Below are 14,705 nucleotides of genomic sequence, written 5' to 3'. Positions count from 1 at the left end.
TATGGATCTGTTGATCATTTTGACCTACGTGGCCATCGCCTGGTCGATATTTAAAATCTTCAAAATACCGGTTAATAAATGGACGGTTCCCACCGCGGCGCTGGGGGGCGTATTTATTGTTAGCGCGCTTATTTTATTAATGAACTATAACCACCCTTACACCTTTCTGGCGCAAAAGGCGGTAATATCTATTCCTATTACGCCGCAGGTGACCGGGGTCGTCAGCAGCGTCACCGACAAAGCGAATCAGCGCGTCGAAAAGGGCGAGGTGTTATTTACCATTGACCCGGCGCGCTACCAGGCGCGGGTCGATCGCCTGCAGGCCGACCTGGTGACAGCGCTGCACAGTATTAACACCCTCAAGGCGCAGCTCTCTGAAGCCCAGGCCAACACCACCCGCGTGTCGGCGGAACGCGATCGCTTATACAAGGACTATCAGCGCTACCTGAAAGGGAGCCAGGCGCGGGTGAATCCGTTCTCGGAAAGCGACATCGATAACGCCAGGCAGAATTATCTGGCCCAGGATGCGCTGGTCAAGGCGTCGGTGGCGGAGCAGGCGCAGATCCAGAGCCAGCTGGATAGCATGATCAACGGCGAACAGTCGCAAGTGGCCAGCCTGCGCGCCCAGCTGGCGGAGGCGAAATATAATCTCGATCAGACCACCGTGCGGGCGCCCAGCGATGGGTATATCACTCAGGTGTTGATCCGTCCGGGGACCTACGCCGCCTCGCTGCCGCTGCGGCCGGTGATGGTGTTTATCCCCGAGCAAAAACGGCTGATCGTCGCCCAGTTCAGGCAAAATTCGCTGTTAAGGCTGGAGAAGGGCGACGACGCGGAAGCGGTGTTTAATGCCCTGCCCGGACAGGTGTTCCACGGTAAACTGGTGAGCATTTTACCGGTGGTGCCCGGGGGGACCTATCAGGCGCAGGGGGCGTTGCAGTCGCTGACCGTGACGCCGGGCAGCGATGGCGTGCTGGCGACCATCGAGCTCGATCCGAATGCCGAAATTGATGCGCTACCCGATGGCATCTACGCTCAGGTGGCGGTCTACTCCGACCATTTCGCCCACGTTTCGGTGATGCGTAAAGTGCTGCTGCGCATGACCAGCTGGATGCACTACCTCTATCTCGACCATTAATGCGATCGGCGGCAGGTTGAGCGGGAGGCTCACCTGCCTTTTACCTCGCCCTGAGCCATACTCATATCTTTGTTGGCGATAAGGAGCAGGCTATGAAACTGATCGGCAGCTACACCAGTCCCTTTGTGCGCAAAATATCAGTGATCCTGCTGGAAAAGCGCATCCCTTTTGAGTTTGTCAACGAATCCCCCTACAGCGAAAGCAACGGCGTGGCGCGCTATAACCCGCTGGGCAAAGTGCCGGCGCTGGTGACGGATGACGGCGAATGCTGGTTTGACTCCCCGGTTATCGCCCAGTATCTCGAGCTGCTGGGCGTGGCGCCGCCGATGATCCCCGCCGATCCCAGAGCCGCTCTCAGGATGCGCCAGCTAGAGGCGCTGGCGGATGGGGTGATGGAGGCCGCCCAGGCGCTGGTGCGCGAAAAGGCTCGCCCCGCGGCCCAACAGTCAGAGCAAGAGCTGCTCCGCCAGCGGGAGAAAGTGGCGCGCGGCCTCGACAGGCTGGAAGCCTGCGCGGCGGACGGGACGCTGCGCGGCGACGAGGTCAATCTGGCGACCATCTCCACGGCCTGCGCCATCGCCTACCTGAATTTTCGCCGGGTGGCGCCGGGCTGGTGCGCCACCCGGCCGCAGCTGGTGAAGCTGGTGGATGCGCTGTTCCAGCGCGCCAGCTTTGCGCGCACCGAACCGCCGCGGACTTGACCCAGGCAGGTAACAGTTTGCGCAAGGAGGCGTTACAATCGCCGCTGATTGTTGACTCCCTCTCCCGTCGGGAGGGGGGAAAATAACTTACCGCCAGGCCCATTGATGACTACCGAAATTCGTGCGCTTTATACCCGGCTTCCGGCCATTGACCGCTTACTCCGCGACCCCGCTTTTTCCTCCCTGCTGGCGCAGCACGGCCATTCGCAGGTGGTGACGCAGCTGCGCCAGATGCTGGACGAGGCGCGGGAACAGATCCGCCAGTGTCAGACACTGCCTGACTGGAGCCATGACTGGCTGAGCGCCTGCGCGCAGCGGCTGACCGCCAGAAGGCAGAGCGCCCTGCGTCCGGTGTTTAATCTCACCGGTACGGTGCTGCACACCAATCTCGGGCGCGCCATCCAGGCTGAGGCGGCGGTGGAGGCGGTCGCCAGCGCGATGCGCGCGCCGGTGACGCTCGAATATGATCTCGACGACGCCGGGCGCGGCCATCGCGATCGCGCCATTGCCGATCTGCTGTGCCAGATCACCGGCGCGGAAGATGCCTGTATCGTGAACAACAACGCGGCGGCCGTTCTGCTGATGCTGGCGGCTACCGCCAGCGGCAGGGAGGTGGTGGTCTCCCGCGGCGAGCTGGTGGAGATCGGCGGGGCGTTCCGCATCCCCGACGTGATGCGCCAGGCGGGTTGTCAGCTGCACGAAGTGGGCACCACCAACCGCACCCATGCCAAAGACTATCGCCAGGCGGTGAATGACAATACCGCCCTGCTGATGAAGGTCCACACCAGCAACTACAGCATTGAAGGCTTTACCAAAGCCGTCGACGAAGCGGAGCTGGCGGTCATCGGCCGCGAGCTGGACGTCCCGGTGGTGGCCGACCTGGGGAGCGGGTCGCTGGTGGATCTCAGTCAGTATGGCCTGCCCAAGGAGCCGATGCCGCAGGAGATGATCGCCGCCGGGGTGAGCCTGGTCAGTTTCTCCGGCGACAAACTGCTTGGCGGCCCGCAGGCCGGAATTATCGTCGGCAAACGCGCGCTGATTGCCCGCCTGCAAAGCCATCCGCTGAAGCGGGCCCTGCGCGCGGATAAAATGACCCTCGCGGCGCTGGAAGCCACGCTGCGCCTCTATCAGCATCCGGAAGCGCTGCGGGACACCTTACCGACGCTGCGCCTGCTCACCCGCCCGGCGGACGAAATCCGCCGGCAGGCCGAACGTCTGCAGCCTGCCCTGGCGGCACACTATGCTGATTTTGCCGTCAACGTGGCAGCCTGCCAGTCGCAGATTGGCAGCGGCTCGTTACCTGTCGACCGTCTGCCTGGCGCGGCGTTGACCTTTACCCCGCATGACGGCCGCGGCAGCCGGCTGGAGGCGCTGGCGGCCCGCTGGCGCGCGCTGCCGTGCCCGGTGATTGGCCGCATTTATGACGGTCGGCTCTGGCTGGACCTGCGCTGTCTGGAAGATGAAACCCGGTTTATGGAGATGTTGTTACGATGATTATTGCCACCGCTGGACATGTTGACCACGGCAAAACGACGCTGCTGCAGGCGATAACCGGCGTGAATGCCGATCGTCTGCCGGAAGAGAAAGCGCGGGGAATGACGATCGATCTCGGCTATGCCTACTGGCCGCAGCCGGACGGGCGGGTGCTGGGATTTATTGACGTGCCCGGGCACGAAAAGTTTTTGTCCAACATGCTGGCGGGGGTGGGAGGGATCGACCATGCGCTGCTGGTGGTGGCCTGCGATGACGGCGTGATGGCGCAAACCCGCGAACACCTGGCGATCCTGCAGCTGACCGGAAAGCCGACGCTGACGGTAGCGCTCACCAAGACGGACCGCGTGGCGGCCGCCAGGGTGGCGGAGGTTCAGGCGGAGGTCGAGCAGACCCTGCGCGAACTGGGCTTTGACGCCGCCGCTTTCTTCCCCACCGCGGCGGTGGATAACATCGGTATTGCCGAACTGCGCAGCCATCTGCTACAGCTTGCGGAGCGCCCCCATCCACAGCAGCGGCGTTTTCGCCTGGCGCTGGATCGCGCCTTTACCGTCAAAGGGGCGGGGCTGGTGGTCACCGGGACGGCGCTCTCCGGCGAAGTTCGGGTCGGGGATACTTTGTGGCTCACCGGCGTCAACGCGCCGATGCGCGTCCGCGGCCTGCATGCCCAGAATCAAGCGGTTGAGCAGGCGCACGCCGGGCAACGCATTGCGCTGAATATTGTCGGCGATGCGCAGAAAGAGGCATTGCACCGCGGCGACTGGCTGCTCTCCTCACCGCCGCCGGAGCCTGCAGAGCGGGTGATTGTCGAACTGCAGTGCCATACGCCGCTCAGCCAGTGGCAGCCGCTGCATATTCACCACGCTGCCAGCCACATCACCGGCCGGGTGTCGCTCCTGGAGGGCGGCCTGGCGGAGCTGGTGCTGGATACTCCGCTGTGGCTGGCGGATAACGACCGGCTGGTGCTCCGCGATATCTCCGCTCGCTTGACGCTGGCCGGCGCACGGGTGGTGACGCTGGATCCCCCGCGCCGCGGCAAGCGTAAACCGGAGTATCTGCAGTGGCTGCACGCCCTGGCGGCGGTCGGCGCTGACGATGCGCAGGCCCTGGAGCTGCATCTGCAGCGGGACGCCGTCCGGCTTGAGCGCTTCGCCTGGGCGCGGCAGCTGAGTGAAGCCGGAATGGCGGCCTTGATCCAGCGACCGGACTATCTGCAGGCCGGACAGCGCCTGCTTAGTGCGCCGCTTGCCGCCCGCTGGCAGCGAAAATTGCTGGATGCCCTGGCGCGCTACCATGAGCAGCATCGTGACGAACCGGGCCCTGGCCGGGAGCGCCTGCGCCGCATTGCGCTGCCGATGGAAGAGGAAGCGCTGGTGCTGCTGCTGATTGAGCAGATGCGCGAGAGCGGATTAGTCCACAGCCATCACGGCTGGCTGCATCTGCCCGAGCATAAAGCCGGGTTTACCGACGAGCAGCAGGCGGTCTGGCGGAAGGTGGAGACCCTGTTCGGCGATGATCCCTGGTGGGTGCGCGATCTCGCGCGCGAAGTCCATGTTGAAGAGTCCCTGATGCGCGCGGTGCTGCGCCAGGCGGCGCAACAGGGGATGATTACCGCGATCGTCAAAGATCGTTACTACCGCAACGATCGCATTGTGCAGTTCGCCCAGCGGGTGCGCGAGCTGGATCAGCTGCGCGGCTCAACCTGCGCGGCGGATTTTCGCGATACCTTAAACGTAGGGCGGAAGCTGGCGATCCAGATCCTCGAGTATTTCGATCGGATTGGCTACACCCGCCGTCGCGGCAACGATCATATCCTGCGCGATAAAGCATTGTTTCTTTAATCATTAACGCCGGCTCCCCGGCGGGCTTCGTGCCGGAGAGCAGGCGAAAAGAACGTGCCGCTGCGTGAAACCGCGGAGGCGATCTCACGTGAGCTGGGTTTCCCGGTGCGTGAAGCGTCAGGCAAATGACCACATCCTGCATGCCATCTGACTAAAAACAGCGCTGATTCCATTCAGGATCAAAGCGCGGGCAGGGATTATTCTGGCACCCTGCGGTTTTATCCCCAGGGAGCAGAGGATGAACCGGTTTCTTATTGCCAATGCCCAGCAGTGTATTGGCTGTCGTACCTGTGAAGTGGCCTGCGCGGTGGCGCACCAGCAGGCGCAGGATCTCTCCATGCTGTCGACAGGCCATTTCACGCCGCGTATCCGGGTGGTGAAAAGCGGCGAGATATCAACGGCGACGGCCTGTCGGCAGTGCGAGGATGCGCCTTGCGCCAGCGTCTGCCCGCAGGGGGCGATTCGTCGGGAGGAGGACGTTTGGTGGGTCGATCAGCGCCGCTGCATCGGCTGTAAAAGCTGCATGGTGGCCTGCCCGTACGGCGCAATGACCGTCACGGTGGTGAACCAGCAGGCGCAGGCGCTGAAATGCGATTTATGTCACCACCGCGCCGAGGGGCAGGCCTGCGTAGCCGCCTGCCCGACGCAGGCGCTGCGGGTGATGGCTCCCGCGGAGCTGGAGGCGCTATGCGCGCAAAAACGCCAGCGGCTGGCGCTGGCGTGAGCGGGTCCGCTAACGGGCGTTTCCCGTCAGCGGCGTCAGGGATTAGGCTTCCTGTTCGCGCCAGGCGAATTCAACCTCTTCTGCGAGAATTTTCACCCCGGCCTCGATTTTTTGCGGGTCCGGCACATAGTTCATGCGCATGCACTGGTGGGTATGCGGCCACGGTTTATCGAGTCCCGGGAAGAAGAAATCCCCCGGCACCATCAGCACGCCGCGCTTTTTCAGCCGCTGATACAGCAGCTCGGTGGAGATCGGCAGATCCTTAAACCACAGCCAGAGGAAGATCGCCCCCTCCGGTTTGTGAATAAGGCAGCGCTCCTCCGGCAGATAGCGGCGAATAATGGCGATGGTCTCCTGCACCCGCTGGTAATAGAAGGGTTTGATCACTGTCTCTGACAGGCGCAGCAGATCCTGACGTTTAATCATTTCACACATCATTGCCGGCCCTATACCGCCGGGCGCGAGGCTGATAATGCCGTTCATGTTGCTGATGGCGGTGATGATTTTCTCGTTGGCGATGATAATCCCGCAGCGGCTGCCCGGCAGGCCCAGCTTGGACAGGCTCATACACAGCACGATGTTCGGATTCCACAGCGGTCGGGCGTCGCTGAAAATAATGCCCGGGAACGGCACGCCGTAGGCGTTATCAATCACCAGCGGGACCCCATGCTGATTCGCCAGCGCATCCAGTTTGATCAGCTCTTCATCAGTGATGACGTTGCCGGTCGGGTTGGTGGGACGCGAGACGCAGATCATCCCGGTCTCTTCCGTCACCTGCAGATGCTCAAAATCAACGTGGTACTTGAACTGGCCTTCCGGCAGCAGTTCGATATTCGGCCGGGTGGCAACGAACAGATCCTCTTCCAGGCCGGCATCGGCATAGCCGATATATTCCGGCGTCAGCGGGAACAGCACCTTACGGGTGGTGCCATCTGCCCGACGGCCTGCGAACAGATTAAACAAGTAGAAAAATGCGCTCTGACTGCCGTTTGTTAGCGCAATATTCTGTGGTTCGATCTCCCAGCCCAGCTCGTCGCGCAGCATCTTCGCCAGCAGGCTCAGCAGCTCGCTTTTGCCCTGCGGACCATCATAATTACAAAGCGCATCAAGGGCTTTGCCATTATCCAGCATGTCGGAGAGCAGCTGCTGGAAGTAGTCATTCATCTCCGGGATCTGAGCGGGGTTGCCGCCGCCCAGCATAATAGCGCCCGGCGTGCGCAGACCGTCATTAAGGTCTTCCATCAGGCGGGTAATGCCTGAATGACGGGTGAATTTGTCGCCGAAAAGGGAAAATGTCATCGCGAATCGTCTGTCGGTGGTTCTGGAAAGTGGCTAACCATAACGCCAGCGCCAGCGTGGTGCAAATCGAAGGGAAGGGGGATGTTTTTGTTTTTATCCTGTGAATCGATCTTTTATCAGTGTATTGTGCTGACTGGCTCCCCGCCGGGCAGGGAGCCACTCCTGCTTTACTGCTGTTGTCCGGCCCAGATGACCATCACTTTGTCTTCACCGCTCTCGCGCACGAATCCGTAACCCCGCGGCATTGACAGCGTTGTCTGTTTGCCCATACCGATCGCCGGATGGCGCGCGCGGAACTGGCCGATCTTCTGCCAGTGGGTAACGCTGCGGGCCGCTTTACCGTTGACATCCTGCCAGTTCATCTCTGAACGGGTGCCCTGCAGCGGGTCCGAGCCGGTGGGGCCGAACGGGCGTGACGACTCGTCACCATAGAAGATCTGCACGGCGCCAGGGGCCAGCAGCAGCAGCTCTGCCGCCGTGGTGCCGCCTTCGCGGAACAGGCGCGTATCGTGCGAGGAGAGGTAGCTCAGGACGTTAAAGCTCTGCAGCTTGTCCGCCATTTGCTGCCAGGTGAGGTCAATGTTGGCCATGCAGTTAGCCGCTTTCGCCGCCTGGTCCTGGTAGTCGAAATTGATCATCGCATCAAAACCGTGGCGATAGTAATCGCTCTCCATCACCCCGTGTCCCCAGGCTTCGCCGGTCATCCAGAACGGCGCCGCATCCAGCGCTTTATCCGGATTGGCTTTCTTCCACTCCGCCAGCGCGGCGGTGGCCTGGGTTTTTAACTGCTGCCAGGCGTCCATCTCCACATGTTTAGCGGTATCGACGCGGAAGCCGTCGATGCCGTAGTCGCGCACCCACTGGCTCAGCCAGTGCGTCAGGTAGTCGCGCGGCGTATAGCCCGGGATCGCTTTCGCCGCAGTGTCCGGTTTATGGCTGTAGAAGTTCGGCAGGCCCGACACCTCCTTCGATTCGGTTTTCAGATCCGGCAGGAAGGCCAGCGACATGGTGAGATCGTCATAGCCCGGGTTGTCGTAATCGCCGATATCGGTGCGGATCCACTTCTTGCCCCACCATTTCTCCCACCCAGCTTTATCGCTGAAGTTGATATAGTCGTTAAAGCTGTGCCAGGTCTGGCCCGCGCCGGGCTTCCAGTCCGTCCAGCGCTCGCCGAGGGTTTTTTTCAGCTCATCCCCTTGCAGATACAGGGAGCCGAACTGGAACTCCTGCATGTCGGCCAGGGTGGCGTAACCGGTATGGTTCATCACCACGTCGAACAGAATACGTATTCCGCGCTTATGCGCTTCATCCACCAGCCGACGGAGATCGGCTTCGGTCCCCATATTGGCGTCCAGTTTCGACCAGTCCTGAGTGTAATAGCCGTGGTAGGCGTAGTGAGGGAAATCGCCTTTCGTCCCGCCGCCGACCCAGCCGTGGATCTGCTCGAGCGGGGAGCTGATCCACAGGGCATTGACCCCCATCTGCTGCAGATAATCCAGCTTGCTGGTTAATCCCTGCAGGTCGCCGCCGTGGAAGGTGCCTATCTCCTGCATGCCGTCTTTATGTCGGCCATAGCTATTGTCGTTGGCCGGATTACCGTTCACGAAGCGGTCAGTCAGGACGAAGTAGACGGTGGCGTTGTGCCAGTCGAACGGCGCCGGCGCGGCCGTCTCGGCGCGCTCGAGCAGCAGCAGACCATTGCTGCCGAAGGCGGGCTGCAGCGTGATTTTGCCGCCGCTGACGGTCGCGACATTGCCGCTGTAGAAATCGCGAACCTTGCTGCCCTCCGGGAAGGTTTTACTGACGTCGAGGGTGAGAGGTTTTCCATCCCACTTCGGACACTGGCGGATCTGCGGCGCCGCGGCGCTGGCCTCTTTTTCATCCAGCGAAATCATCATCGTCGGCGTGCCGGAGCGGGTATCCACTTCCAGGGTATACAGACCCTGGCGGAAGACGCGCCATTGCGGCGGCGTGCCGCGACAGGGTTCCATGGAGAGCATCTGGTTGAGCTTAATGCCGCCGGAAGGCTGCCAGCACTGTTGGTCAAAATTTAGCTGCAGGGGACGTGTACCCTTCTCAACCACTTTCTGGCTGATGAAGCGACCCGTCCCCTCTTCGGTAAAAGCAGGGAAGTCGGCGGTAGTCCAGGCGGCAAAGGCCATCCCAGGCACGAATAACGTGGCAAGCGCAGCGAGTTTCATTGCGGGATCCTTGAGCGGTTTTTAGCTAGTGTGCCTTGTTGCCGCGCGAGTGAACTCCTCCCGACGGACGTTTTGCCAGGAGGATGAAAAGGGGTGAGTGACACCGCTCAAAAAATAGGCTAAAAATGAGACGAAGCTAGCATTTTCGCGCTAGCGATGCGGCGCAGAAACCGATTTCAGATGACAGCAATTCGGAATTGGACTATTTCTGTTGATGCTCTCAGTGCGTATTTTTGATACTATTAGCGATTCAGCTATCGTTTTTTTGTGAAAAACAAGGTGTTGGAATGCATATATCCGACCAGGAGACCTGATGATATCGAATCCCATACGACGATATGGGGCCGCCATACTTATGTTACTAACCTGCGTCTTTTCAGGTAGTGTGTTGGCAACAACGCACACAGCAACAAAGAGTCATAAAGCCCCAACGGTTAAGAAGATAAGTAGTACTAAGGTAAGCAGTAAACAAGAGTATTCTCGCAATAGTGTAAAGAGCAGTTCACTTCCTGACTTGCGAAAATACCCTTCCGGAACACCAAGGAAAAAAGCGTTTCTCCGGACGGTCATGCCTTATATTACCAAGCAGAATCAGGCGATTACTGCGGATCGTAACTGGCTTGTTTCCAAGCAGTACGATGCTCGCTGGTCGCCGAGCGAAAAGGCGCGCCTGAAAGACATCGCGACACGTTATAAGGTGAAGTGGTCAGGCAATACGCGTCATGTGCCCTGGAACGCGCTGCTTGAGCGTGTCGACATTATTCCGAACAGCATGGTCGCGACCATGGCGGCGGCGGAAAGTGGCTGGGGTACTTCCAAGCTGGCGCGTGAGAACAACAATCTGTTCGGCATGAAGTGCGGCGCTGGTCGCTGCCGCGGCGCGATGAAAGGCTACTCGCAGTTTGAGTCGGTGGAGCAGTCGGTGCAGGCTTACGTCACAAACCTGAACACTCACCCGGCCTATTCCTCTTTCCGCAAATCGCGCCTGCAGCTGCGCAAGGCGGATCAGGAAGTAACGGCCAGCACCATGATTCATAAGCTGAAGGGGTATTCGACCAGAGGGTCGAGCTACAACAACTATCTCTTCGCGATGTATCAGGATAACCAGCGGTTAATTGCCGCGCACATGTAATGTGCTGATCTACGTGATTATTCATGCCCGGCGCGCAAGCCCGGGCATTTTTCTTTGCTCTCTACATCATGACTTCACTGTGCCGGTCACGGTACTCCTTCGGCGTCACGTCGTACTCTTTCTTAAACACCGAATAGAAATATTGCAGCGACGGGTAGCCGCACATCTGTGAAATTTCATTGATCGACAGGCTGGTGGATACCAGCAGGCTGCGCGCCTTTTCCAGTTTCTCGCTGTGGATCACCGTGTGGATGGTCTCCCCGACCTCCTCTTTAAAGCGTTTCTCCAGGTTGGAGCGTGAAATGCCGACGGCGTCGAGCACCTGCTCCACCTTGATGCCTTTGCAGGCGTTGTTGCGAATGTAATGCATCGCCTGAATCACGGAGGGATCGTTTAACGACCGGTAGTCGGTGGAACGTCGTTCAACGACGCGCATCGGCGGGATCAGCTGGCGCTGCAGCGGGAGCGCCTCGTTATTCAGCAGCCGGTGGAGCAATTTTGCCGCCTGATAACCCATCTGGCGGGTGCCCTGGGCGACGGAGGAGAGGGCGACGCGCGAGAGGTAGCGGGTCAGCTCCTCATTATCGATGCCAATAACGCACAGTTTCTCTGGCACCGGGATATGCAGCAGCTCGCAGGCCTGCAGGACGTGGCGGGCGCGCGCGTCGGTGACGGCGATAATGCCGGTTTGCGGCGGCAGCGTTTGCAGCCAGTCGGCGAGCCGGTTTTGCGCGTGCTGCCAGTTTTCCGGCGCCGTCTCCAGCCCCTGGTAGACCACGCCGCGGTACTTCTCCTTCGCCACCAGCTGGCAGAAGGCATACTCGCGCTCTACCGCCCAGCGTTTACCGCTGGAGGTGGGCAGTCCGTAAAACGCGAAGCGGTGTACCCCTTTTTCCTTCAGATGAAGAAAGGCGCTTTCCACCAGCGCGGTGTTGTCCGTGGCGATATAGTGGACCGGCGGGTACTGCTCTGGCTGATGATAAGAGCCGCCGACGCCGACGATGGGGACGTTGACATCGGCCAGTAGCTTTTCGATTTCGGGATCGTCATAGTCGGCGATAACGCCATCGCCTAGCCACTCTTTGATGTTTTCGATTCGTGCCCGAAAATCCTCTTCAATAAAGATATCCCACTCCAGCTGAGAGGCCTGCAGATACTCGCCTACACCCTCAACCACCTGGCGGTCATAAGCTTTGTTGGCGTTAAATAACAGCGTAATACGGTGACGCTTTTCAAACATAGATGATGTTCCTGCTCTAACCCCGGTCATACCCCTTCATTCATGATGTTGCCGATGGCCTGGCTTTCTCATTCACCCCAGCCACGTACGCGATACGCGGCTGGGATGCGCCGTCTGCAACCCGAATGCTGTTGGGTATACACTACCGGCTAATGCCCGAGATATTTCAAGCGCCTTATGGCGAAGTTTGGTGGTAGCGCAAAGAATTCAGACATTCTTCAGAGAGCGCTTCCTTACGCGCGCCGCTTGGTGGCGGAGTCCATCCACACCGCCAGCAGCAAAATGGCGCCTTTGACGATATATTGCCAGAAGGTGGCGACGTCCATCATGCTCATGCCGTTATCCAGGGCCGACATAATAAACGCCCCCATTACCGCCCCGGCGACACTGCCGATACCGCCCGCCAGGCTGGTACCGCCGATGACGCAGGCGGCGATGGCGTCCAGTTCGGCGATGTTGCCCGCCGAGGGGGATCCCGCGCCAAGGCGCGAGCTGAGGATCAGTCCGGCAATGGCGACCATCAGGCCGTTAATGGCAAACACCGCCAGCTTGGTACGCTCGACGTTAATCCCGGACAGGCGTGCCGCCTCCAGGTTGCCGCCGATGGCGTAGATGCGGCGGCCAAAGGCGGTGCGAGTGGCCATGAACAGGCCTGCCAGCAGCAGGGCGGCGAGGATCAGTACCGGCGTCGGCACGCCGCGATAGTCATTGAGCAGCCAGATTGCGCCCAGCACAATCACCGCGGTAATGGCCTGGCGGCCAACGGCCGTGGTGGAGGACGCGGTCGCCAGACCTAACGCCTGCCGACGCATCCGTCCGCGCCACTGCCAGATAATGAACGCCGCCATGCCGACAACGCCGATGCCAAAGCCAATGCCATCGGGCAGGTAGCTTTGGCCGATCTGCGCCATCGCCGGGCTGGTGGGCGAGACGGTGGTCCCGTTGGTGATGCCGATCAAAATGCCGCGAAACGCCAGCATCCCGGCGAGGGTGACGATAAACGAGGGGACCTTGCGATAGGCCACCCACCATCCGTTCCATGCGCCGAGCAGCAGCCCCATCACCAGCGTCACCAGAATGGTGAGCGGCAGCGGCCAGCCGAGCCAGACGTCAAAGATCGCCGCGGCGCCGCCCAACAGCCCCATCATCGAGCCGACGGACAGGTCGATTTCTGCCGAAATAATCACAAACACCATGCCGACGGCGAGGATGCCGGTGATGGCCGTCTGGCGCAGCAGGTTGGAGATATTGCGCGCGCTCAGGTAGGCGCCATCGGTAACCCAGGTGAAAAACAGCATAATGACGACGATCGCGGCGATCATCACGAAGACCTGGAGGTTCAGCCCCTTCAGCGCTGGCAGGGCGGTGGGGGCGGTTGGGGTAAGTTTGATTTCAGACGACGTGTTCTTCGACATGGCGTTCGCTCCTCAGCGCGGCTTCCATCACCTGTTCCTGGGTCAGATGTTGATTAACCAAATTGGCTTTTAGCCTGCCTTCGTGCATGACCAGCACCCGATCGCTAAGACCAAGCACCTCGGGCAGTTCGGATGAAATGACAATGACCGCGATGCCCTGCTGCACCAGCTGGTTAATCAGTTTATAAATTTCATACTTCGCCCCGATATCGATGCCGCGGGTGGGTTCGTCGAGGATCAGAATGCGTGGATTCAGCAGCAGACAGCGGGCCAGAATCGCCTTTTGCTGGTTGCCGCCGCTCAGGCGGCCAATCGCCAGCTCCGGCGAGGAGGTTTTAATTTTCAATCGCTGAATGGACTGCTCAATACAGTGCTGCTCGGCGGCGTCGTCCAGGCTGCTCATCGCGCCGGTGAACTGGCTGAGCGCCGCCAGGGTAATGTTCTTACCCACCGCCATCACCGGCACGATGCCGTCTTTTTTGCGGTCTTCCGGCACCATGGCGATGCCGTGGCCAATGGCCTGCTGACAGTTAGTGATGCTGACCGGCTGGCCATCAATGAAGATCTCCCCCTGCCAGCGCCCCGGCCAGACGCCGAACAGGCACTGCACCGCCTCGGTCCGTCCGGCGCCGACCAGCCCGGCGATGCCGAGGATCTCCCCGCGATGCAGGGAAAACGAGACGTCGTTGACCCGTTTAATATGACGGTTTACCGGGTGCCAGGCGGTTAAATGTTCGACCCGCAGGATCTCTTCGCCGTGGGCGTGCGGTTCGCTGGGATAGAGCGCGGTGAGCTCCCGGCCAACCATCATGGTGATAATGTCGTCTTCGCTCATGCCGCTGGCGTCGCGGGTGCCGATATGCTGGCCGTCGCGGATCACGCAGATCGTATCGGAGATCGCTTTGACCTCATTGAGCTTGTGCGAAATATAGATGCAGGCGATATCGTGGTTTTGCAGATCGCGAACGATCGCCAGCAGCGTCGCGGTCTCTTGTTCGGTTAAGGAGGCGGTTGGTTCGTCGAGGATCAGCAGGCGCACCTGTTTATTCAGCGCCTTGGCGATCTCCACCAGCTGCTGCTGACCGAGGCCGAGGTCGCCGACGCGGGTGTCGGGCGAAATGGGCAGATTGACCTGCGCCAGCAGCTTCTGGCAGCGCAGCGTCATGGTTTCATAATCCAGCAGGCCGTGGCGGGATATTTCGGCGCCGAGGAAAATGTTCTCCAGCACGGTGAGATGTTTCACCAGCGCCAGCTCCTGATGAATAATGGCGATGCCTTTACGTTCGGTATCGCGAATATGGTTTGCCTGCAGCGTTTCGCCGGCAAAAATAATCTCGCCCTCATAGCTTCCGTGCGGATAGATACCGCACAGCACCTTCATCAGCGTCGATTTTCCCGAACCATTTTCACCGCATAACGAGACCACCTCGCCAGCGTTCAGGCGCAGGCTGACATTGTCCACGGCCTTAACGGCGCCGAAGGTTTTGGTGATGTTCTTCATTTCGAGTAGCCAGGCCATAAAG

The 14,705-nt window shown here is 60.2% G+C and carries 11 protein-coding genes and 1 pseudogene; 7 read left to right on the top strand and 5 right to left on the bottom strand.

Annotation, left to right across the window (positions count from 1 at the left end):
- Position 1 precedes the first annotated feature (1 nt).
- The 6 genes and pseudogenes from AC6CWS_RS02780 (at position 2) to AC6CWS_RS02755 (ending at position 5,895) form a co-directional block, all read left to right on the top strand.
- Positions 2-1,138, top strand: a complete 1,137-nt coding sequence (locus tag AC6CWS_RS02780; protein WP_023291343.1) for an HlyD family secretion protein — start codon at positions 2-4, stop codon at positions 1,136-1,138.
- 92 nt (positions 1,139-1,230) lie between these two features.
- A complete protein-coding gene (locus AC6CWS_RS02775) occupies positions 1,231-1,839 on the top strand; it encodes a glutathione S-transferase (protein ID WP_004152043.1) in 609 nt (202 codons plus the stop codon).
- A 105-nt stretch (positions 1,840-1,944) separates the two neighbouring features.
- Entirely contained in the window at positions 1,945-3,333 is a 1,389-nt protein-coding gene (selA, locus tag AC6CWS_RS02770) for an L-seryl-tRNA(Sec) selenium transferase (RefSeq protein WP_065882884.1), read from the top strand.
- Entirely contained in the window at positions 3,330-5,171 is a 1,842-nt protein-coding gene (selB, locus tag AC6CWS_RS02765) for a selenocysteine-specific translation elongation factor (protein WP_023291341.1), read from the top strand. Before selA ends, selB begins: the two co-directional genes overlap by 4 nt.
- Before the next feature lie 33 nt (positions 5,172-5,204).
- A pseudogene (locus AC6CWS_RS02760) lies at positions 5,205-5,300 on the top strand (IclR family transcriptional regulator); the annotation flags it as partial.
- Positions 5,301-5,409: 109 nt separating this feature from the next.
- Entirely contained in the window at positions 5,410-5,895 is a 486-nt protein-coding gene (locus AC6CWS_RS02755; RefSeq protein WP_065882883.1) for a 4Fe-4S dicluster domain-containing protein, read from the top strand.
- Positions 5,896-5,937: 42 nt separating this feature from the next.
- Here the strand turns inward: AC6CWS_RS02755 and avtA are convergent, their stop codons facing one another.
- Together avtA and AC6CWS_RS02745 are read right to left on the bottom strand one after the other, a co-directional pair.
- Entirely contained in the window at positions 5,938-7,194 is a 1,257-nt protein-coding gene (gene avtA, locus AC6CWS_RS02750) for a valine--pyruvate transaminase (protein WP_023291339.1), read from the bottom strand.
- A 167-nt stretch (positions 7,195-7,361) separates the two neighbouring features.
- Complete coding sequence (locus AC6CWS_RS02745; RefSeq protein WP_065882882.1) at positions 7,362-9,395, bottom strand: alpha-amylase; 2,034 nt, start codon at positions 9,393-9,395, stop codon at positions 7,362-7,364.
- A 313-nt stretch (positions 9,396-9,708) separates the two neighbouring features.
- Between AC6CWS_RS02745 and AC6CWS_RS02740 the strand changes: the two genes are divergently transcribed.
- Complete coding sequence (locus AC6CWS_RS02740) at positions 9,709-10,527, top strand: protein bax (protein WP_064757123.1); 819 nt, start codon at positions 9,709-9,711, stop codon at positions 10,525-10,527.
- Positions 10,528-10,588: 61 nt separating this feature from the next.
- On the opposite strand, the gene xylR is transcribed toward AC6CWS_RS02740, so the two are convergent.
- The 3 genes from xylR to AC6CWS_RS02725 all read right to left on the bottom strand — a co-directional run bounded on the left by xylR (position 10,589) and on the right by AC6CWS_RS02725 (position 14,701).
- Complete coding sequence (xylR, locus tag AC6CWS_RS02735; protein ID WP_023291336.1) at positions 10,589-11,767, bottom strand: D-xylose utilization transcriptional activator XylR; 1,179 nt, start codon at positions 11,765-11,767, stop codon at positions 10,589-10,591.
- Between the two features lie 233 nt (positions 11,768-12,000).
- Entirely contained in the window at positions 12,001-13,182 is a 1,182-nt protein-coding gene (xylH, locus tag AC6CWS_RS02730) for a xylose ABC transporter permease XylH (protein WP_065882881.1), read from the bottom strand.
- Positions 13,160-14,701 carry a xylose ABC transporter ATP-binding protein gene (locus AC6CWS_RS02725; protein ID WP_044525029.1) on the bottom strand — a complete coding sequence of 514 codons (1,542 nt, stop codon included), beginning with the start codon at positions 14,699-14,701 and terminating at the stop codon, positions 13,160-13,162. The genes xylH and AC6CWS_RS02725 overlap by 23 nt, the downstream gene beginning before the upstream one ends.
- Positions 14,702-14,705: the final 4 nt, after the last annotated feature.

This window comes from Klebsiella sp. M041 (assembly GCF_059759695.1).
Note: the sequence above shows the minus strand (reverse complement) of the source record. Positions and strands in the feature narration are given on the sequence as shown.